Raw genomic sequence first — 20,054 nt, 5'->3', positions numbered from 1 at the left:
TATTGGTATTTAAAAATCTAATTTCTCGATGATTTGATTAGCGACAACTTTAGCGCTTTGCTCATCAGTGCGTACAACAAAATCAGCTACTTCTTTATACAACGGTTCGCGTTCTTCAGCTAAGCGCTCTAATACATCACGAGGTGCTTCTTCTGTTTGCAGTAATGGGCGACGCTTGTCGCGCTGCGTGCGTGCAACTTGCTTTTCGATAGGTGTCTCTAGGTATACAACAATACCACGAGCCGAAAGCTTGTTTCGTACTTCTTTACTCATCACAGAACCACCACCAGTTGCAAGTACAATACCTTGCATTTCTGTTAGATCGCCAATGACAGATTCTTCACGAAGTCGAAAGCCTTCTTCACCTTCAAGATCGAACACCCAGGCAATATCTGCACCGGTACGGCGTTCGATTTCTTGATCAGAATCGACAAATTCAAGGTGCAATTGATCTGCAATGTGACGACCAATTGTGCTTTTGCCAGCCCCCATAGGGCCAACTAGAAATATATTACGTTTTTCAGCCATATCTTTTAGTACAAACGAACTCTAAAATTTGAAATAAAACCCCGCCTAACGACCTGGCCCCAAAATTAAGGAGGGGATTATCTCAGTAATTGATTGGGTATTTCAAGTCAATTAGAACAAAAAGCCAATTAACGAGCAATTAAAGTCAATAATTGCCCATTGTGTAAGAATAAATCAGTGTAAATTACTCTATTTGGATTTTCGGAGTAACGAAAATCAGCAATTCTTTCTTTTCATTAAACTCACTAGTGCTTCTAAACAGCACTCCTAGGTAAGGAATATCACCTAATAATGGTACTTTTTTAACTGAGTTAATGATTTGCTGCTGGAATATACCACCAAGTACCACGGTTTGACCATTCTCAACCAGTACTTGGGTTTGAATTTCTTGGGTATCAATTGCAACTGCAGGACCAGTTCCAGTTTGTACCGTATCACCTCGGGTATCTTGGGTAATGATTAAATCCAAGATAACTTTATTATCTGGGGTGATGTGTGGTGTTACCTCAAGACTCAATACTGCCTTTTTAAAGCTAACAGTTGTAGCACCACTTGAAGCAGATTCAACATACGGTATTTCGGTACCTTGTTCAATACGTGCTTTTTTCTGGTTGGCAGTCGTAATGCGCGGACTTGCGATAATTTCACCACGGTTTTCTTCTTCAAGCGCGGTTAGCTCTAAATCAAGTAACGTGCCATTTGCTAATTTAGCAACGTGCATACCAATACTGCCAGCGGCACCTGTGATAGGCAAGTTTACATTAAGGCGATCAGAAATACTTGGAATGGTGCCGTTAGAAATCGTATTAGCACCTTCTAAGGTACCTGAAATACCATCAGTGCCTTGTTGATCACTAAACCCCCAACGTACTCCTAAGTCTTCTTTTACGTTATCACGTACAGTAACCATACGTGCCTCAATAATAACTTGTCTAACCGCTATATCCAAAGTTTCGACCATACGGCGAACACTTGCAATGCTTTTAACGGTGTCTTTAATTAACAAGGTATTGGTACGTTTATCAACGGATACACTGCCGCGAGCACTAATAATGCTGTTAGTGTCGGTTTTCAGTAAATCAGCAAACTCTTCCGCTTTAGCATAATTCAAACGAATATATTCACTATAAAGCGGCTCTAAGTCTTCAACTTGTTGTTTGGCTTTTAGATCTTTCGCTTCGCGGGCGGCAAGCTCTTCAGATGGTGCCACCATTAATATAGAGCCATCCATACGCTTATCTAAACCTTTAACGCGTAATACCACGTCAAGAGCTTGATCCCAAGGCACACCATCTAAACGCAGAGTTATGTTGCCACTGACTGAGTCACTGGTTACTAGGTTGAAATCATTATAGCCGGCAATAATTTGCAATACGGCACGCACAGAGATGTCTTGAAAGTTTAGGGTCATTGGGCGACCTTGGTATTCTTTACCACCTTCTAAATATGAACGTTGCGATTCATCTTTTTCAACTGTAAGTGTAAGAATATTTTCAATTTGTTGATAAGTGAATTTAAACGCGGCATTAGGGGTTATCACTACCCTACTCATATTATTTTCTTTAAATGTCTCAATTGAGCTCACTACAGTGCCAAAATCTAGCACATCTAGCTCATATAATAAGTCATCTAAAATATCGGTATGATGAAACTCAGCAATAATTTTACCGCCACTTTCATGCACATCAATCGCAGCTTGAGTATCTTGTAAAAAGACTAAGACTCGCGCTTCACCTTTTTCACCGCGACGAAAATCAATAGACTGGATTGAGTTGATGTAATTGCCAGTCACTTCTTTAGCGGTATTAGCATCTTGTTGTGACGTGATCGGATTATCTGAGACGTGTAATGAAACAAGGTTATTGTTCACCGTTGTTTGGTAAATTTTTAAACGCTCTAAATGAACAGTGACAATCAAGTTACCATCAACAGCTACACTATTAACTTTTTCAATACCTGCTTGGTTGATTTGTACTTCACTTAAACCTTGTTCAACACTAGCTGCATTAAAGCGCATTTCAATACGAGCCGGGTTATTAAATACCTGAACTTTTGGCTCTTCAGTCAGCTCTTCATCAAATACCAGCTGTAACTGTGTTTCTCCAGCTATTAGCGGGCTATAACGAACATCATACAATAGCGGCGTAGCCATTGCTGATTGCGTGATAAAAAGGGCAATAACAACAAACAAAGCCTGCTGAATGCGATTACTCCAAGATACTCCCTTATGCATTTTAATTTTACCTTTTTTATTTTTAACTAGTGCCATTGGATCCCGCCTCTAACATTTCCAGCTTCGTCAGGCGCTCTTTCCAACAACCAGACCCGTCGGGTATTAATTCTAACAATTCTATATAATCACTTTTAACATCTTGTACAACACCATGATACAAACCAATATGATTACCGATAGTAACTCGGTGTAAAGTATCATCTGCAGCTTTAATTAATGCCCATGTTTGGCCACCAGAACCCAGCGTGCCTTTCATTGCTAGGTTATCCAACGGATATTTCTCTAATACTTCACGCGTACGATCAGGATCAGGGTGTAAGCAGTTTTTAACTTGGATCATGTTATTTTGAATAATTTCCGGTTGCGGCGCAACAAAAGGACTACGTAGTTGCTGTGCATTGTATTCAAAGTGCTCAAATTGGGTCAGTTTTGGAATGGCCTCTACCTTAGGTGTAGTGCTGGCTTTTACCTGATCAATAAATTCTTTTTGCTCAGAAGTATCATCGTTACATGCGCTCACCAAAATACCGCTGAGTAAAACAAAGGCTAGTTTTTTCATTTTTTAGCCCCTACTTTCTTCACGCCGCCTTCATAGCGGTAAGTTTTGGCAACCACGCTAAATGTCAGTTTGCCTGAGTCTGAACTATTAATTGAAAAGTCATGCAAACTTACTATACGAGGAAGTTGCGCCACTTTACCAACAAAATCACCAAACTCATGGTAGCTACCTATTACTTCAATTTTAATCGGTAACTCAGTATAAAATTCTTTTTCCACTTCTGGTAACCAGCCAATTTTAAGAAAGGTTAAGCCACTGGTCGTGCCCACATAAGATAAATCATCAAGTAAGCCTGGTGTTTCGTTTGAAGTCGGTAAGCGCTTTAGTAGTAAAGAAAACTTTTCTTCCATTTCAACCATTTGTTGACGGTAAATTTCTAGATTACTGGCCACAGCATATTTCACTCGATAGGTACTGCGTAACTCAACTTCTTTACTAACTGCATTGTGGTAGCTATCTATTTCATCTGAAACCAATAAGCTGTAACTAAAAAACAGCACCAAGGCAGCTACAAAAGTACAGCAAATAACCTTGACAACTATTGGCCAATCGCCGATATTTTCAAGCTCAATTTCGTTCCATTCAATCTCTGTTAACGCTTTGATATCAAGGTTCATTATTTAACCTCTCCAATCTTATCAAAGGGTTTTACATAAAATTCCATATTAAAATCACTCAATAAACGAGACGATTTCTCCCCTGCAATAATGCCTTGCATTGTCGGCTTTTCGAGCAGATAGGAGTTTTGTACTTGGCGCAACATGTTTGACAAATAATTATTAGATTCGCTACGGCCAACCACATGAATTGCACTACCACGGCGTTCTAACTTAGTTAGATAAACACCCGTTGGTACAATTTTGGCAACTTCATCCATAATTTGTGTGCCTAAATTACGACTACTTTGCAGCTCTTCAATTAAGCGCATACGTTGCTGTAAGTTTTCTTTCTTTTTATCTAACTCACGAATTTCACTAATACGCCGATCTAATTGCCCTATTTCAGTTGAAAGGTAATTATTTTTAATATTTTGACCGTCTCGTAAACCACCGTAATAGCTACTCAATAAATACATACTGATAAAACTGCCAAGCACCACGAAAAATAAAATAGTGACAAATTTATTCTGCGATTGTTTTCGCTGCTGTTCGCGCCACGGCAGTAGATTTATATGTGGCATGATGAAAAACTCCTTAATGCCAAACCTGTCGCTATTGCAAATTGAGTACGATGACGCTGTAACACATTGCGATCGACATGGTGGGAAATATCCATATTTTCAAAAGGCTCAGCCACTATGGTATGAATACCTAGTTCTTCAATTAGCAATCGATCAAGGCCATCAATCATCGCTGTGCCACCAGTAAGCACAATGTAATCGATTTGATCTTTGCCACTGGTAGTTAAAAACATCTGCACTGCGCGGCGCACTTGCTGTAATAATGAGGTTTGAAATGGTGCCAATACTTCAAACGTATAGTTAGGCGGAAGATCGCCAGTAGTTTTGCCTATTTCAGCTTCATCAAAACTTTTATTGTAATAAGCCACTATGCTGTTGGTGTATTGATCGCCACCAAATACTTGGTCTCGGGTGTAAATCGTTTCACCGCCAAGTACCACACTTACCAACATAAGTACCGCGCCAATATCGACCACTGCTACACACTTATTAAATGCATCGCTTGGTAATTGCTGATAATACACATCCATTGCGCGACTCAGCGCATAGCTTTCTACATCAACTACTTTTGCTATTAAACCAGCTGATTCTAATGCACCAACACGAGCTTCAACACTTTCGGTACGCGCAGCTGAAAGCAACACATTCATTTTGGAAGGATCGGCTTCGTTGGTACTGAGCTTTTCAAAATCTAGGCTAACTTCATCTAAAGGATAGGGAATAAGGCTGTCCGCCTCGATTTCTATTTGCGACTCAAGCTCTGCATCGCTAAGCGTAACATCCATAAAAATTACTTTAGTAATGACGGTTTGTCCCGATACAGCCACTGCTGCCGAACGAATTGACTTAGGTAACTTACGCTTTAGCTTAGTAATGATATTACCAATTGCCTCAATATCTTGAATATTGCGCTCAGCCATTGTACCTTTTGGCATTGGCTCAATTGCTAGCGCTTCGAGCCTGTAGCCACTGTCCGTTTCATTCAGCAACACCGCTTTTATAGCATGTGAACCGATATCTATCCCTACCATCATCGATGAAGACTTACTCAATAGTTGACTTAGCATGTTCGCAACTTGGCCTTTGTTTTAAGAATAAACAAGTTATAATTTTTATATGAAAAAATACTATTCATTTTTTAATCAATATATACTAGCAGTCTCCGATTCTAATTGGGAGTCCATTTAGGGAAAATATAAGTGATTTTATTGAAACGAACTTTACAATTTTTTATCATCTGCGCGTTTTTAGGGCTCATTACCTTAGTAAGCCTTTATTATTACGTTAAATCTGATATCCCCAGTGTGCAAGTTTTAAAAGACGTGCAATTACAAACTCCTATGCAAGTCTTTTCGAAAGATGGTTTGTTAATCAACCAGTTCGGTGAAAAACGTCGCATTCCAGTGACTATAGAAGAGATCCCACAACCACTCATAAATGCTATTTTAGCTACTGAAGATAACCGCTTTTATGACCATATAGGTATAGATCCTATAGGTATTTTACGTTCAGCGCTCGTATTAATTTCAACTGGTGAGAAAAAACAAGGCGCAAGTACTATAACAATGCAGTTAGCTCGTAACTTCTTCTTAACACGTGAAAAGGCCTATATCCGTAAAGTAAAAGAGATCTTCATTGCGTTACACATTGAGAACTTACTTACCAAGGATGAAATACTCGCTTTATACCTAAATAAAATAGAGTTAGGTAATCGTGCTTTTGGTATCGGAGCCGCTGCACAAGTCTATTATGGAAAGCAACTAAACGAGTTAACTTTAGCGCAAATGGCAATGATTGCAGGCTTACCAAAAGCGCCGTCAGCTTTAAATCCGATCAGAAACCCAGTTCGCGCCAAGGCACGCCGTAATGTGGTACTCAGACGTATGCTCGATGAAGGTTATATCTCTCAAGCAGACTACAACCAAAGCTCTCAAGAACCAATTACGGCAAAATTTCATGGTGCCGAAATAGACTTATATGCGCCTTATATATCTGAAATGGTGCGTGCAGAAATGGTCGCTCGTTATGGCTACGAAAAAGCCTATAATACCGGCTTTAAAGTTTACACCAGTGTTGAATCTGACGTACAAGCCGCAGCGCAAAAAGCACTCGTTAATAATCTCCATGCATACGATATGCGCCATGGCTATCGTGGCCCAGAGCAGCAACTGTGGGATTTTGAAACGCAACCAGCCCTAAGTTCTAGTGAAATTTTAGCAAAGCTAAAACCGGTAAAAGAAATTGCCCCGTTATTAACAGCAGCAGTTTTGTCTGTAGCAGATCAAACGGCAACAGTGTTATTAAAAAGTGGTGAGCAAGCCACTCTAGACTGGGATAATCTCAAATGGGCACGCAAATACATTACCCGTTACCGTCAAGGTTTTCCTCCAAAAACCGCTACCGACATACTCAATCCAGGGGAGCAAATTTGGCTACGTAAAAATGACGATGGTAGTTATCTACTCAGCCAATTGCCTGAAGCGTCAAGTGCATTAGTATCGCTGGATCCGAATGATGGTCGCATTAAAGCGATTGTTGGTGGCTATAGCTTTGAACAAAGCCAATATAACCGAGCCGTGCAAGCAAAACGTCAGGTAGGTTCTAACATTAAGCCGTTTATTTATTCAGCGGCGCTGAATAATGGTTATACCTTAGCGTCTATTTTAAATGATGCACCAATCAATCAATGGGACAAGAGCCTAGGGGTCGCATGGCGACCAAAAAACAGCCCTGCGATATATAACGGCCCAATCCGTATTCGTCGTGCTTTAGCACAATCGAAAAACGTTATTTCGGTGCGCTTACTACGCGGGGTAGGCTTGCAGCGCACAGCTGATCACCTATTAAAATTTGGCTTTCAAAATAATGATATCAATCGCAGTGAATCGCTAGCTTTAGGTAGTGCGTCAATTACTCCTTTAGAGCTTGCCCGTGGCATGAGCACATTTGCCAATGGCGGTCATTTGATCACCCCTTATTTCATTAATGAGATTCAAGACTCTGCAGGTAATGTGTTATTTAAAACAGAACCACTATTAGCGTGTGATCCCGTTACTCCTCCGCTAACAACGACTCAATTTGAGTCTACTTCTGGGTTAAATACCAGCCAAGCAGCAAATCATTGTGCGCCGCGCATCATATCTAAACAAAACGCGTTTTTGATAGCTGATGCGATGAATAGCGCAATTTGGGGAGGCGGTAGTTGGGCTCATAAAACGGGTTGGAGTGGCACAGGTTGGCGTGCTCAGGTATTAGAACGTCGCGATCTTTCCGGTAAAACGGGTACTACTAATGACTCTGTCGATACTTGGTTTAGCGGCTTTAACCGTAATGTTATGACCTCGGTCTGGGTTGGATTTGATAATCCAGGTAACCCGCTTGGTCGCTCGACGTATAATAACAACATGGATAATACCCAGATCTCTGGTGCAGAATCTGGTGCTAAAACAGCTCAACCAGCATGGATTGACTTTATGCGAGTAGCACTCAAAGATAAGCCAGAAGCACCAATCGAGCCACCTGAAGGATTAGTGTCGGTACGAATCGATCTAGCAACGGGACTCTTGAGTCAAAAGAACGATTACACTAGTCGCTTTGAATACTTTGAAAAAGGCACCTCGCCCACTAAGTATGTGATGCAGCATGTAGAAAACGTGTTTGAAGAAGAGACTAAAACAGAAGAAGAGCTGTTTTAATATTACTCTATCGCGATATAAAATCGCTGCTACATAAAAAAAGCGCCAATCGGCGCTTTTTTTATTTTACAAACTCAGAGCTCATTTTAAGTTTTGTATTAACCAATATAAATCAGAATGCACGCCTGCTGCGGTAACTTCTTTGCCTGCACCAGGACCTTGGATCACCAACGCATTATCGCTATACCACTGACTGTTGATAACAAAGATATTATCACCTGGAGTTAAGTTAGCTAAGGCATCACCCTGTGTTGCATAAGCCAAACCGACTTTAGCGGTTACTTTGCCATCAGCAATTGTTAACGCACCGGTATAACGCAGTACTTTGTTTTCTTTGCCAGCTAACTGTGCTTTTTCAGCAATAAAGTCATCAAGCAACTGCTTATTAGCTAAAAAAGACTGCCAATCACCTTGCGCTAGTTGCTCTGGCATCAACGGTGTTAAGCCAATCTCATCAAGCTCTAAGGTGAGCCCTAATTCACGAGCTAAAATTAATAGCTTACGCTGCATATCACGCCCTGATAAATCTTCCCGTGGATCAGGCTCGGTGTAACCCATTTGCTGCGCTTGCAACACTAAATCGGAAAACGCCACACTGCCATCATAACTGCTACACAACCACGATAAAGTGCCTGAGAACACGCCTTCAATATGGGTAATACTGTCGCCACTGTTTTGTAAATCAGCTAACGCAAAATTAATTGGTAAACCCGCACCAACACTGGTGTTATAACGCCATAATAAGTTACGCTCAGCTAAATTACGGCGTAAATTTTGATACCAGTCATTATTTGCAGTGCCCGCATATTTATTAGCACTGATCAGGTGACAATCTAAATTTACAAACGCCGGGTAAAGCTTACTAAACGCTTCACTAGCAGTAATATCAATCAGCACTTTGTGTTCGTAATCGAGTTCGCTGATACGTGTCAGTAAATCAGCTTCTTGGTAATCTATTGCTTCGTTTTGCCACTGCGACTGCCATTGCTCAAGCACGATACCACTTGGGCTGAACAACATAGAGCGCGAGCGTAATAAACCAACCAGCTTTACGCTAAAATGCTGTTGCAAACGATTAAGTTGCTGACTAAGTTGCTCAATAAATACTTCACCAACATTACCAAGGCCAGCAACAATAATGGCAAGCTCTTGGCCTTTGTTAATCAGCTTATCATGCAATAAGGTCAACACATCACTATCAATAGATTGATCCGTTAGTAGTAATATGTAGTCTGCATCTTGATGGCTAAAGCGCGGCACTAAACTTTGCTCACTAAGCACTTGCGTTGCTTGTTCAAATAATTGCGCTACATCATTTCGTGGCGCCACAACAGCGCAACCATGTAAGTTCGACTCAATAATATTAGCGCGCCCTTGCAAATGACTCACCACCTGATGAGTCGCTGCTGCCGGCACTAGTAAGTAGGTATCGCCGTTTTTAATAAAATGATGCAAGCTGTGTTGAATAAGCTGACTTAATTCGCCAATTTCACCGCCACGCAGCTGATCAATGCGCAGTAAATCAATATTTTCTAAGGTAGTGATAAAACGCTTAGCTTTGCTGTAACCTTCTTTGACAATTTCTGTCGCGCTAGCTTCGCTGTCGTAACTACTGCGAACGACTAACTTGATATCAGTATTTTTTAATGGCGAGAGAGTTTTAGCATGTAACACTGGGTTGCCCAAACGCGCCAGTAAGTTTGCTTGGCCACGACATACTTTAGAATACTTAATCGCTTTTTTTACTTTACGAGGGTCGGTACTAAACACCCCTTGGGTATCAGTCCAAATTGATACCTGACTAGCATGACAATAACTGCTTAACAAAGTCGCGCTGTAATCACTGCCATTGCGCCCCAAAGTAACGGTATTTGCTTGGCAATCAGCGGCTATAAAACCAGTAACAATATTAATGCAATTGGCTGAAATTAACTCGGCACAGGCTTGTTGATTTTTTTGATGTAATAATTGCCCATCATTAAGGGTAAACAATTGACGAGCATCAACATCTTGAGCTGTAACATTTAACTGTTTTAAATAGCTAGCCAATAATCGTGCCGACCAAACTTCACCGTGAGCAAGCAATGCGGCTTCCTGTAAGCTTTGCTGTTGAGTTTGCTGTGCAATTAAGGCTAGCTCCTGTTCTAATACGTTTAATGCCGTATGTCGCGCTGCTGGACTCAATAACTGCTCGATCAAAGTACGTTGATGATTATCAAGCTGCAATAATATATCACTCACTGCCTGTTGATCACCTTGCTGGTAACTCTGCCATAGCGTAACTAACGTATTGGTAGTTTTACCGGCTGCGGATACCACCACACAATCACCGGCTTCCGTATGGGCTAGAATAATATTTGCTACGGCCTGATAACGCTCTGCAGAACTAAGGCTAGAACCACCAAATTTATGAACTATATTTACCATTTTTTATTACCACAAAGCCGTATGTGCAGGAGTCAGTTTAAATGAGTTTGATTGCTCATCATCTTGTTGTTGAACAGAGGAAGCAATTACTTTTACGCCGTGCTGAGCTTGACCTGGTTTCACTTTATTGAATACACGATCTAAGTCAGCGATTAAATCTTTTACATCTTCAATGCCCACCGAAATACGGATCAGGGTATCACCTACTCCCGCAGCAAGACGAGCAGTTGCCTCCATACCTGCGTGGGTCATAGTTGCAGGGTGACAAATCAAACTCTCAACCCCACCTAATGACTCAGCTAAGCTAAATTCTTCTAAGCTGGTCAAAAATTCTGCAGCATTATTAATATCACCTTTGATATCAAAGCTTACCATGCCACCAAAACCACGTTGCTGCTGTTTAGCGAGTTCATGCTGTGGATGAGATACTAATCCAGGGTAATATACTTGGCTTACATAAGGGGAGTTTTCTAGATATTGGGCAATAATAAAGGCATTTTCTTGATGCTGACGTAAACGAACATTCAAAGTACGTAAACCACGTAACGTTAAGTAGCTATCAAACGGGGCACCGGTAATGCCAATGTTATTAGCCCACCAAGCAAGCTCATCACCCAACTCTTGGGTAGCGGCGATCACCGCACCACCAACAACATCTGAGTGACCGTTAATATATTTAGTGGTCGAATGCACCACAATATCAACACCAAACTCAATTGGGTTTTGCAAAGCAGGTGATAAAAATGTGTTATCGGCACCAACCAACGCACCGCACTGCTTAGCAATCGTGGTGATCGCTTTAATATCGGTTAACCGTAAGATAGGATTACTCGGTGTTTCAATCCAAATTAGCTTTGGTTTTATCTCAAGAATTTTTTGATGATTTTCAGATTTAGTTAAATCTAAAACCACTAACTTTAATAAGCCACGCTTTTCAAGTGAGGTGAATAAGCGGTAACTACCGCCATAGCAATCATGTGGGATCACTAAGGTATCGTCACTGTTTAGCAGCTGAGTAGCTAAATGCACCGCAGCCATGCCCGTTGCAGTGATAATCCCCTTAGCGCCACCTTCAAGCTTAGCGAGCGTTTCAGCGAGTAAATCACGGTTTGGGTTGCCGCTACGGCCATAATCATATTGGCGCTTTTTATCAAAATCAGCAAATGAGTAGGTGGTCGATAAATGAATGGGAGGCACAACCGCGCCGTGATGTTTATCTGCATCAATACCATTGCGTACTGCAATGGTTGCTTTATTCTTTTGACTCATACCGTCACCTACAATTAAATGGATGTTTAGACGTCTAAAAGGTTAGAGGATCAAATTTAATAAGTCAAAGCATTTATGCGGTTTTAGCCGCAAGATTAGAAGTAAAAACATTTAAGCCTCTAGATGGCTAAAAAACAAGTATTTGACTATCTTTTTTAACACGATAGAATTTCGCCATCTTTGCGCTGCAAAAGGTCGCGCAAACAATTAACAACCTGAGGCAACGATACATCCTATGGCTAAATGGAATGGTGAATATATTCACCCATACGCAGAACACGGGAAAAAATCAGAACAAGTTAAAAAGATCACCGTTTCGATCCCGCTAAATGTATTAAAAGTTTTGACTGATGAGCGCACTCGTCGTCAAATTAATAATCTTCGCCATGCAACAAATAGCGAATTACTTTGTGAAGCATTTTTACACGCATTTACTGGCCAACCACTGCCAAACGATGAAGATTTACGTAAAGATAATCCAGAGAAAGTGCCTGAAGAAGTGAAAAAAATCATGCTTGAGATGGGTCTCGAAGTACCTGTACTCAACGAAGATTAAGTTATCATTTGTATATATTCCTGCTTCAGGAATTGGCTACAAAAAAACCTCAGTAACGTAAGTTGCTGAGGTTTTTATTATTGTGCCATTACCAATTGCAGCGAAGCAGCTACTCCATGTAGTTTTCCGGCATATCAATTTGTGCAACACCAGAATCAATTGCCGCTTGCGCTACTGCTTTGGCAATGCGCGGTAATAGACGCGGATCCATCGGTTTTGGAATAATATACTGCGCACCAAATTCAAGTGTCTCAACACCCGCCGCTTTTAATACTTCCGCTGGTACTGGTTCTTTAGCAATGCTACGAATAGCGTCAACCGCAGCAATTTTCATTTCATCATTAATTTTGCTTGCACGCACATCTAGCGCACCACGGAAAATAAATGGGAAACACAGCACGTTGTTAACTTGGTTTGGATAATCTGAACGACCCGTTGCCATGATTAAATCATCGCGAGCACCATGAGCAAGCACTGGTGAGATTTCTGGATCTGGGTTTGAACAGGCAAACACTACAGGTCGATCAGCCATTAACTTAAGATCGTCAGGAGAAAGTAAATTCGGGCCAGATACACCAACAAATACATCGGCATCAGCAATAACATCTTGCAGTGTGCGCTTATCTGTATTGTTAGCGAATAACTGTTTGTACTCGTTTAAATCATCACGACGAGTATGAATAACGCCTTTACGATCTAACATGTAAATATGTTCACGCAATGCACCACACTTGATCAGTAGCTCCATACACGCAACCGCTGCGGCACCGGCTCCTAAACAAACGATAATCGCATCTTCGATTTCTTTGCCTTGTACTTCAAGTGCGTTGATCATACCAGCAGCCGTTACAATCGCGGTACCGTGTTGATCGTCGTGGAACACTGGAATGCTACAACGCTCGATCAATGCTTTTTCTATTTCAAAACACTCTGGCGCTTTAATGTCTTCTAAGTTAATACCGCCAAACGTATCAGCGATGTTAGCAACTGTATTGATGAAATCTTCGGTGGTATTGTGTTTCACCTCAATATCTATCGAATCTAGACCCGCAAAGCGTTTAAATAATAACGCTTTACCTTCCATAACCGGTTTTGAAGCCAATGGACCTAAGTTACCTAAACCTAAAATAGCGGTGCCGTTAGTAATAACCGCAACCATATTGCCTTTACCCGTGTATTTGTAGGCATTAGCGGGATCAGCAGCTATTTCACGTACCGGTTCTGCAACACCGGGGCTGTATGCGAGTGCAAGATCCTGTACGGTTTCAGCTGGCTTTGTAAGCTCAACGCTAATTTTTCCTGGAACGGGGTGCGAATGGTAATGTAAAGCTTGTTCACGAAAGTCTGACATAACGCGATTTTATCCTGCAAGTAAGTTAAGTTGAAAGTGAGAGTAAGCAGTTCTTATATCTTATAGGGAACGATACCTATATTATAATTAAATTCAAGCAATATCAGGTCTATCCTGTTATATGCTATATCCGTTAATTTTATGCGTTTTGTCAGCATTTTTTGCAAAAAAGCTTCAATTTTCGGCTATAAAAACGCCACAAAGCATCAAAAAACCCATCTTAAAATGCTCATTATGCAACGCTTTAAAGCAAAAATAATGACCTATGACTAAAAACCATCAAAGTAAGACGTTAACAACATTTAACCGCAAAAGACCTAACTTTACCGACAAAAACGTTTAATTTATCGCTTTAACGAGAATGACAATATAGTCAACAAATCACTATTTGTCTGTTATTTACTCGCTATACTGGATATAAAAGTGGGAAATAGTCACAACATAATGAATGCGTAAAGCTGGAGCACTAGAGCAAGAAATAAAGACTAAAAGGCGGTGTTTTTAATAAATAGCAGGCATAAAAAAAAGCACCCTAAGGTGCTTTTTCCGACAAAACAACAAGAATTACTTGCTGCTAAGTGAACCGAAACGCTTGTTAAAGCGATCAACACGGCCACCTGTGTCTAAAACTTTTTGCTTACCAGTGTAAAACGGGTGACACGCAGAACATACGTCTAAGTGAATGTCTTTACACAGAGTAGAACGAGTTTCGAATTTATTTCCACATGAACATGATGCTGAAATTACTTCGTACTTAGGGTGAATACCTTCTTTCATAGAAACCTCTAGTTAAGGCCGCATCGCTCTCCAAACCCGGAGTCTGGCACCATACGTCGTTAAAACAAATTATTTAGGACGCGTATTCTAAGCAACAACCCCACTTGCTACAAGCTTTAAATGTCGTTTTTGCTAATAAAATGAACAAAAGTTTTAAAGAAGGTATTTGCAGGTAGGTTTTCAGCCATAATTTTAGTACATTAACTCCCTTATTCGTTCTTGTTTGGGTTGTTATGAGTTTTGTTGAAGTTGCTATAAAAGTACCGTTGCATCGCACCTTTGATTATCGCATTCCAGAGCAACTCGATGGTTTATCGGTGATGCCTAAAGTCGGTGCGCGGGTATGGGTGCCATTTGGTAATCAGCGCAAAGTTGCGGTCGTACTGGCGCTAAAAACCAACACCGATGTGCCGGTTAATAAACTTAAAGCAGTGCTTGAAGTGATTGATGATGAAGCCGTTTTATCAGAGCGACATATCGAATTATTGCGTTTTACTGCGCGCTATTATTGCTACCCACTAGGTGAAACAATTCATATCGCCCTGCCTGGCGCGCTGCGTCAAGGACTGTGCCCAGATAAAAGCAGTATTAGTATGGTGGCACTTACTGAAAAAGGCGCTAAATTACCGTCTTTAAAAGCAAAGAGCCAACTAAGCTTACTCAAACAACTGGCAGATTCGGGTAAATCATCACTTACAGAATTAAAAGCGCTGGGGTTTAGTAAAAAAACTATCGACAGCTTACTTAACAAAGAGCTGATCAGCCAAACGATTGAACACGACAACCAATGGCAACAACAACTTCCCACCGTAGGCACTAAGCCGACTCTAAATAAAGAGCAAGCAGTAGCCTGTACCACCATTAATCAAGCGGTCGGTTTCAATAGCTTTTTACTAGAAGGTGTTACTGGCAGTGGTAAAACCGAGGTTTACTTACAATGCCTTGAAGAGGTTTTAAAACGCGGTGAACAAGCACTCGTACTAGTGCCTGAAATTGGCCTTACGCCACAAACGGTTAATCGATTTCGTCGTCGCTTTCCTGATACGCCGATTATGCTGTGGCATTCAGCACTGACCGATAACGAACGCTTACAAACTTGGCGCTTTTGTGAAAAAGCCAGTTGCGCAATTGTGATTGGTACACGTTCGAGTATCTTTTTACCATTTTTAAAGCTTGGTATGATCATTGTTGATGAAGAACATGACGGTTCATTTAAACAACAAGATACCTTACGTTACCATGCCCGTGATTTAGCCGCATACCGCGCTTTTCAACATAAAATACCGCTGATTTTAGGCTCAGCAACCCCGGCGCTCGAAACCTTGCATAAGGCAATTCATAATAAATACCAACTGCTGAGCCTAACGCAACGTGCGCAAACCAGTACCGACAATAAATTTCAGCTGATTGATATGAAAGGCCAGCCGGATCAAGCTGGTATAGCCCATGCCAGTCTTGCCACTATGCGTCAGCATTTAAAACGAGGCAAACAAGTGATGGTATTTCTAAACCGTCGCGGTTTTTCGCCTACCCTGATTTGCCATGAATGTGGTTGGTTAAGTGAGTGCACACGTTGCAGCACTAGTGCGACTTTTCACAAAGCCATCGGCCAGATGATTTGCCATCACTGCGGTGAGCAAGAACGCGTGCCGCATCAGTGTCCAGACTGTGGTAGTACACAAATATTTCCTAACGGCAAAGGCACCGAACAAATAGAAGAGTTTTTAACAACCGAGTTTCCTGATACCCCGATTAGCCGGATTGATCGCGACTCAACGCGTCGTAAAGGCAGTTTAGAAAAAGCCCTAGACGATATAAACCAAGGCGGTGCAAGGATTTTAGTTGGCACCCAAATGCTTGCCAAAGGTCATCACTTTGCTGATGTGAGCTTAGTATTGATCCTTGATGTCGACGGCGGCTTGTACTCGTGCGACTTTCGCGCCACAGAGCATTTAGCACAATTGGTTACTCAGGTGGCTGGCCGTGCTGGGCGCAGTGGCGAACCAGGTCATGTATTATTGCAAACTCACTTTCCCGAACATCCTTTATTACAAGATTTAGTCAATAATGGTTATCAAGATTTCGCCCGTTTTGCACTGCAAGAGCGCGATGACGCACAGCTACCACCAATAACTAATATGGCGATTGTCCGCGCTGAAGGTCACAACATAAAGCAAGTGGTCGATTTTTTAACAGATTTAGTTCCAGTCCAAGGTCTAACTGGTATACAATTGCTAGGTCCGATCCCTGCACCGCTCGAGCGAATTGCGGGGAAATATCGCTTTCAATTGCATATTCAAGCGCTCGAACGCCCTCTATTACACCAATATCTCGCGCAAATGGTAGACTACTTAAGTACCAGTAAATTAGCGCAAAAGGTGCGATGGAGCTTAGATGTAGATCCAATAGATATGATTTAAGGTTAGAAGCCCAATACCACCATGGCACAACACGATTTTATTAATAAAAAACCGGGCAACCGTAATAGCAAAAAAACAGCGCCACCGAAAAAACCATTCCCCGTATTATTAGTACTGGTTACCGTACTACTTGTTGGCGGTTTTAGTTTTGGTTTATGGTATGTCAAAACCAATGCAGATCCAAAGCTGGTTGAACAACAAGCAAACCCAACACCTGCAAAAGTGCAACAAGAGTTGCCTAAACCACGCCCTCCTGAATTCATAAAAGAAATCAAAGAGCATGAAATTCAAGTTGAAGTAAGAGAGCTTGAACAAAAAGGCCCTTATGTAATGCAATGCGGTTCGTTCAGAACCCATGGCCAAGCAGAAACCTTAAAAGCTAAAATCGCATTTGCCGGATTAATCGCCGAAATTCGTGAAACAACCGGCACTAACGGTGTCTGGTATAAAGTGCGTTTAGGTCCTTATAAAACCAAACGTTTAGCCGAAAGTGATAAAAACAAACTAAAGCGTAACAAAATAACTGGTTGCGGAATTTGGAATTGGACTTGATTTTAGCCCATTAACCCATATTAACTCATCATCAATCGCTTTTAACGAGTCGCCCCTGTGACTCGATGATGAGGAATAACATGACCACTATTGTAAGTGTACGTCGCGGCGATAAAGTCGTCATTGGTGGCGATGGCCAAGTTTCACTTGGTAACACCGTAATGAAGGGCAACGCCCGCAAAGTTCGACGCCTTTATAATGGCAAAGTGATCGCCGGTTTTGCTGGCGGCACTGCTGATGCCTTCACCCTGTTCGAACGTTTTGAAAGCAAGCTTGAAATGCACCAAGGCAATCTAACCAAAGCCGCAGTTGAAATGGCTAAAGATTGGCGTAGCGATCGCGCCTTGCGCAAACTCGAAGCATTGCTTGCTGTTGCCGACTCCACAGCCTCACTGATAATTACTGGTAACGGTGATGTTGTGCAGCCTGAAAATGATTTAATTGCCATTGGTAGTGGTGGTAACTTTGCCCAATCAGCTGCAACTGCCCTACTTGAAAACACCGATTTAAGCGCCCGCGAAATTGTTGAAAAAAGCCTGACAATTGCCGGCAACATTTGTGTATTCACAAATAACTTTCAAACCATCGAAGAATTGTAATAGGAACTGCTATGTCTGATATGACTCCCAGAGAAATCGTTCATGAACTTGACCTGCATATAATTGGTCAAGCAAAAGCAAAAAAAGCAGTGGCTATTGCCCTTCGTAATCGCTGGCGCCGCATGCAATTAGATGAAGATCTTCGCGCTGAAGTAACGCCGAAGAATATCCTGATGATCGGTCCAACCGGTGTTGGTAAAACTGAAATTGCCCGTCGTTTAGCAAAACTTGCCAACGCGCCTTTCATTAAAGTCGAAGCGACTAAGTTCACTGAAGTGGGCTATGTTGGTAAAGAGGTTGAAACCATCATTCGCGACTTGGTTGATGTATCAATCAAAATGACCCGTGAACAACAAACTAAAAAATTCAAACATCGCGCAGAAGAAGCTGCCGAAGAACGTATTTTAGATGCACTACTGACTCCTGCTAAAGATTCGTCTGGTGAAAGCCAACGCGATGAAGGATCTTCAACGCGTCAGATCTTCCGTAAAAAATTACGCGAAGGTCAATTAGACGATAAAGAAATTGATATTGATTTAGCCCAAGCACAACCAAATGTTGAGATCATGGCACCACCTGGTATGGAAGAAATGACCAACCAGCTGCAAGGCATGTTCCAAAATATGGCGGGTGACAAGCGCACTAAACGCAAACTTAAAATTAAAGAAGCGTTTAAATTATTGGTTGAAGAAGAAGCCTCTAAATTAGTAAACCCTGAAGAGCTAAAAGAGCAAGCAATCTTCGCAGCCGAACAAAACGGTATTGTGTTTATCGACGAGATAGACAAAATCTGTAAACGCGGTGAATCATCAGGTCCAGATGTAAGCCGTGAAGGCGTACAGCGTGACTTACTGCCACTGATTGAGGGCTCAACCGTGAGCACTAAGCATGGCATGGTGAAAACTGACCATATGTTGTTTATTGCCTCTGGCGCATTCCAAATGGCAAAACCATCTGACATGATCCCAGAACTACAAGGTCGCTTACCTATTCGTGTAGAGCTTGAAGCATTAACCGCTGACGACTTTAAACGTATTTTAACCGAACCACATGCCTCACTGACCGAGCAACAACATGCACTACTTAAAACAGAGCAAGTAAGTGTAGAGTTTAGCGATGACGCCATCGAGCGCATTGCCAAAGCGGCATGGCAAGTTAATGAAAAAACCGAAAACATTGGTGCACGTCGCCTACATACGGTAATGGAAAAACTGATGGAAGAAATTTCCTATGATGCATCAGAGCAAGCTGGCACCAGTTTAGTCATTGATGCCGCCTATGTTGAGAAGCATTTAGGTGCACTGGTGGAAGATGAAGACCTAAGTCGCTTTATTCTTTAATTTTAAAACTAGAACTTAGAGCCCAGGCTCTAGGTTCTAGGCTCAATACACAGGCATAACAATGAAACAAGTTATCAAGGTACATCATCATACCGTTAGCAAAACCCTTGATGTCTATTTTGACGATGACACCCACTGTACTTTTAGTAGTGAGTTTTTACGTGTTCATTCACCGTCTGCCGAAGTACAAGGCCATGGTAACGAACCAATGAAATTGGCACTCGGTAAATCGCAGGTTAGCATCAAAAACATCGAGCCAGTCGGCCACTACGCACTGCGTTTAGACTTTGACGATGGCCACAACAGCGGTTTATTTAGCTGGGCATACTTCAGCCACCTACAAGCCCAACATGACGATTTATGGCAAACCTACCAACAACGCCTCGCAGAACATCAAGCCAATAAAGACAGTGTACCGATCAAGTTTGTACCTTAGGTTAGCTTTAAGCGGTAAGCGATAAGTTTTAAGCGGTCAGCGATCAGTTTTAAGTTGCTCGGCGTTAAAGTTGATTATGTTGTTGTGGTTGAGTGTAGTGAAGATAAGCTAAGTTTATAGGAAAACAGCAGC

General features: G+C 41.6%; 17 protein-coding genes. 7 read left to right on the top strand and 10 right to left on the bottom strand.

Annotated features, from left to right (window positions below):
- Positions 1–9: 9 nt before the first annotated feature.
- The 6 genes from aroK to H5158_RS14345 all read right to left on the bottom strand — a co-directional run bounded on the left by aroK (position 10) and on the right by H5158_RS14345 (position 5,567).
- Complete coding sequence (aroK, locus tag H5158_RS14370) at positions 10–528, bottom strand: shikimate kinase AroK (protein ID WP_008466255.1); 519 nt, start codon at positions 526–528, stop codon at positions 10–12.
- 184 nt (positions 529–712) lie between these two features.
- Positions 713–2,797, bottom strand: coding sequence for a type IV pilus secretin PilQ (locus H5158_RS14365; protein WP_149982633.1), 2,085 nt, complete (start codon positions 2,795–2,797; stop codon positions 713–715).
- Positions 2,784–3,320: a pilus assembly protein PilP gene (locus H5158_RS14360; protein WP_182717697.1), complete on the bottom strand. Its 537-nt coding sequence runs from the start codon at positions 3,318–3,320 to the stop codon at positions 2,784–2,786. Before H5158_RS14360 ends, H5158_RS14365 begins: the two co-directional genes overlap by 14 nt.
- The gene (locus H5158_RS14355; protein ID WP_149982631.1) at positions 3,317–3,937 is read right to left on the bottom strand and encodes a type 4a pilus biogenesis protein PilO; all 621 of its coding nucleotides are present in this window, start codon (positions 3,935–3,937) and stop codon (positions 3,317–3,319) included. The genes H5158_RS14360 and H5158_RS14355 overlap by 4 nt, the downstream gene beginning before the upstream one ends.
- The gene (locus H5158_RS14350) at positions 3,937–4,500 is read right to left on the bottom strand and encodes a PilN domain-containing protein (RefSeq protein WP_149982630.1); all 564 of its coding nucleotides are present in this window, start codon (positions 4,498–4,500) and stop codon (positions 3,937–3,939) included. Before H5158_RS14350 ends, H5158_RS14355 begins: the two co-directional genes overlap by 1 nt.
- Positions 4,488–5,567, bottom strand: a complete 1,080-nt coding sequence (locus tag H5158_RS14345; protein WP_145238520.1) for a pilus assembly protein PilM — start codon at positions 5,565–5,567, stop codon at positions 4,488–4,490. Before H5158_RS14345 ends, H5158_RS14350 begins: the two co-directional genes overlap by 13 nt.
- A 132-nt stretch (positions 5,568–5,699) precedes the next feature.
- Between H5158_RS14345 and H5158_RS14340 the strand changes: the two genes are divergently transcribed.
- Positions 5,700–8,195, top strand: a complete 2,496-nt coding sequence (locus tag H5158_RS14340; protein WP_182740293.1) for a penicillin-binding protein 1A — start codon at positions 5,700–5,702, stop codon at positions 8,193–8,195.
- An 81-nt stretch (positions 8,196–8,276) separates the two neighbouring features.
- On the opposite strand, the gene metL is transcribed toward H5158_RS14340, so the two are convergent.
- Positions 8,277–10,622, bottom strand: coding sequence for a bifunctional aspartate kinase/homoserine dehydrogenase II (gene metL, locus H5158_RS14335; RefSeq protein ID WP_182740292.1), 2,346 nt, complete (start codon positions 10,620–10,622; stop codon positions 8,277–8,279).
- Between the two features lie 6 nt (positions 10,623–10,628).
- The gene (gene metB, locus H5158_RS14330; protein ID WP_182740291.1) at positions 10,629–11,891 is read right to left on the bottom strand and encodes a cystathionine gamma-synthase; all 1,263 of its coding nucleotides are present in this window, start codon (positions 11,889–11,891) and stop codon (positions 10,629–10,631) included.
- 235 nt (positions 11,892–12,126) lie between these two features.
- Between metB and metJ the strand changes: the two genes are divergently transcribed.
- The gene (metJ, locus tag H5158_RS14325; protein ID WP_016709540.1) at positions 12,127–12,447 is read left to right on the top strand and encodes a met regulon transcriptional regulator MetJ; all 321 of its coding nucleotides are present in this window, start codon (positions 12,127–12,129) and stop codon (positions 12,445–12,447) included.
- 109 nt (positions 12,448–12,556) lie between these two features.
- Here metJ and H5158_RS14320 read toward each other — a convergent pair whose 3' ends face one another.
- Positions 12,557–13,798: a malic enzyme-like NAD(P)-binding protein gene (locus H5158_RS14320; protein WP_145238508.1), complete on the bottom strand. Its 1,242-nt coding sequence runs from the start codon at positions 13,796–13,798 to the stop codon at positions 12,557–12,559.
- 564 nt (positions 13,799–14,362) lie between these two features.
- A complete protein-coding gene (gene rpmE, locus H5158_RS14315) occupies positions 14,363–14,575 on the bottom strand; it encodes a 50S ribosomal protein L31 (protein WP_145238505.1) in 213 nt (70 codons plus the stop codon).
- A 233-nt stretch (positions 14,576–14,808) separates the two neighbouring features.
- Here rpmE and priA point away from each other — a divergent pair, with 233 nt between their 5' ends.
- The 5 genes from priA to H5158_RS14290 all read left to right on the top strand — a co-directional run bounded on the left by priA (position 14,809) and on the right by H5158_RS14290 (position 19,922).
- Positions 14,809–16,995: a primosomal protein N' gene (gene priA, locus H5158_RS14310; RefSeq protein WP_149982625.1), complete on the top strand. Its 2,187-nt coding sequence runs from the start codon at positions 14,809–14,811 to the stop codon at positions 16,993–16,995.
- 21 nt (positions 16,996–17,016) lie between these two features.
- On the top strand, positions 17,017–17,547 hold the full coding sequence (locus tag H5158_RS14305) for an SPOR domain-containing protein (RefSeq protein WP_182717692.1): 531 nt from the start codon (positions 17,017–17,019) through the stop codon (positions 17,545–17,547).
- Between the two features lie 80 nt (positions 17,548–17,627).
- Positions 17,628–18,146, top strand: coding sequence for an ATP-dependent protease subunit HslV (gene hslV / locus H5158_RS14300; protein ID WP_145238496.1), 519 nt, complete (start codon positions 17,628–17,630; stop codon positions 18,144–18,146).
- Positions 18,147–18,157: 11 nt separating this feature from the next.
- The gene (hslU, locus tag H5158_RS14295) at positions 18,158–19,486 is read left to right on the top strand and encodes an HslU--HslV peptidase ATPase subunit (protein WP_182717691.1); all 1,329 of its coding nucleotides are present in this window, start codon (positions 18,158–18,160) and stop codon (positions 19,484–19,486) included.
- 61 nt (positions 19,487–19,547) lie between these two features.
- A complete protein-coding gene (locus H5158_RS14290; RefSeq protein WP_182740290.1) occupies positions 19,548–19,922 on the top strand; it encodes a gamma-butyrobetaine hydroxylase-like domain-containing protein in 375 nt (124 codons plus the stop codon).
- Positions 19,923–20,054 lie beyond the last annotated feature (132 nt).

It is taken from the genome of Pseudoalteromonas sp. SR45-6 (assembly GCF_014163545.1).
GTDB lineage: Bacteria > Pseudomonadota > Gammaproteobacteria > Enterobacterales > Alteromonadaceae > Pseudoalteromonas > Pseudoalteromonas rhizosphaerae.
The sequence above is the reverse complement of the archived record's forward strand: the minus strand, read 5'-3'. Positions and strand labels throughout refer to the sequence as shown.

Excerpts from the sequence above, each read along its gene's own strand:
- rpmE (WP_145238505.1), bottom strand. The coding sequence starts at position 14,575 with ATGAAAGAAGGTATTCACCCTAAGTACGAAGTAATTTCAGCATCATGT.
- H5158_RS14350 (WP_149982630.1), bottom strand. The coding sequence starts at position 4,500 with ATGCCACATATAAATCTACTGCCGTGGCGCGAACAGCAGCGAAAACAA.
- aroK (WP_008466255.1), bottom strand. The coding sequence starts at position 528 with ATGGCTGAAAAACGTAATATATTTCTAGTTGGCCCTATGGGGGCTGGC.
- H5158_RS14305 (WP_182717692.1), top strand. The coding sequence starts at position 17,017 with ATGGCACAACACGATTTTATTAATAAAAAACCGGGCAACCGTAATAGC.
- H5158_RS14365 (WP_149982633.1), bottom strand. The coding sequence starts at position 2,797 with ATGGCACTAGTTAAAAATAAAAAAGGTAAAATTAAAATGCATAAGGGA.
- H5158_RS14290 (WP_182740290.1), top strand. The coding sequence starts at position 19,548 with ATGAAACAAGTTATCAAGGTACATCATCATACCGTTAGCAAAACCCTT.
- hslV (WP_145238496.1), top strand. The coding sequence starts at position 17,628 with ATGACCACTATTGTAAGTGTACGTCGCGGCGATAAAGTCGTCATTGGT.
- hslU (WP_182717691.1), top strand. The coding sequence starts at position 18,158 with ATGTCTGATATGACTCCCAGAGAAATCGTTCATGAACTTGACCTGCAT.
- H5158_RS14345 (WP_145238520.1), bottom strand. The coding sequence starts at position 5,567 with ATGCTAAGTCAACTATTGAGTAAGTCTTCATCGATGATGGTAGGGATA.
- H5158_RS14320 (WP_145238508.1), bottom strand. The coding sequence starts at position 13,798 with ATGTCAGACTTTCGTGAACAAGCTTTACATTACCATTCGCACCCCGTT.
- H5158_RS14355 (WP_149982631.1), bottom strand. The coding sequence starts at position 3,937 with ATGAACCTTGATATCAAAGCGTTAACAGAGATTGAATGGAACGAAATT.
- H5158_RS14360 (WP_182717697.1), bottom strand. The coding sequence starts at position 3,320 with ATGAAAAAACTAGCCTTTGTTTTACTCAGCGGTATTTTGGTGAGCGCA.
- priA (WP_149982625.1), top strand. The coding sequence starts at position 14,809 with ATGAGTTTTGTTGAAGTTGCTATAAAAGTACCGTTGCATCGCACCTTT.
- metB (WP_182740291.1), bottom strand. The coding sequence starts at position 11,891 with ATGAGTCAAAAGAATAAAGCAACCATTGCAGTACGCAATGGTATTGAT.
- metL (WP_182740292.1), bottom strand. The coding sequence starts at position 10,622 with ATGGTAAATATAGTTCATAAATTTGGTGGTTCTAGCCTTAGTTCTGCA.
- metJ (WP_016709540.1), top strand. The coding sequence starts at position 12,127 with ATGGCTAAATGGAATGGTGAATATATTCACCCATACGCAGAACACGGG.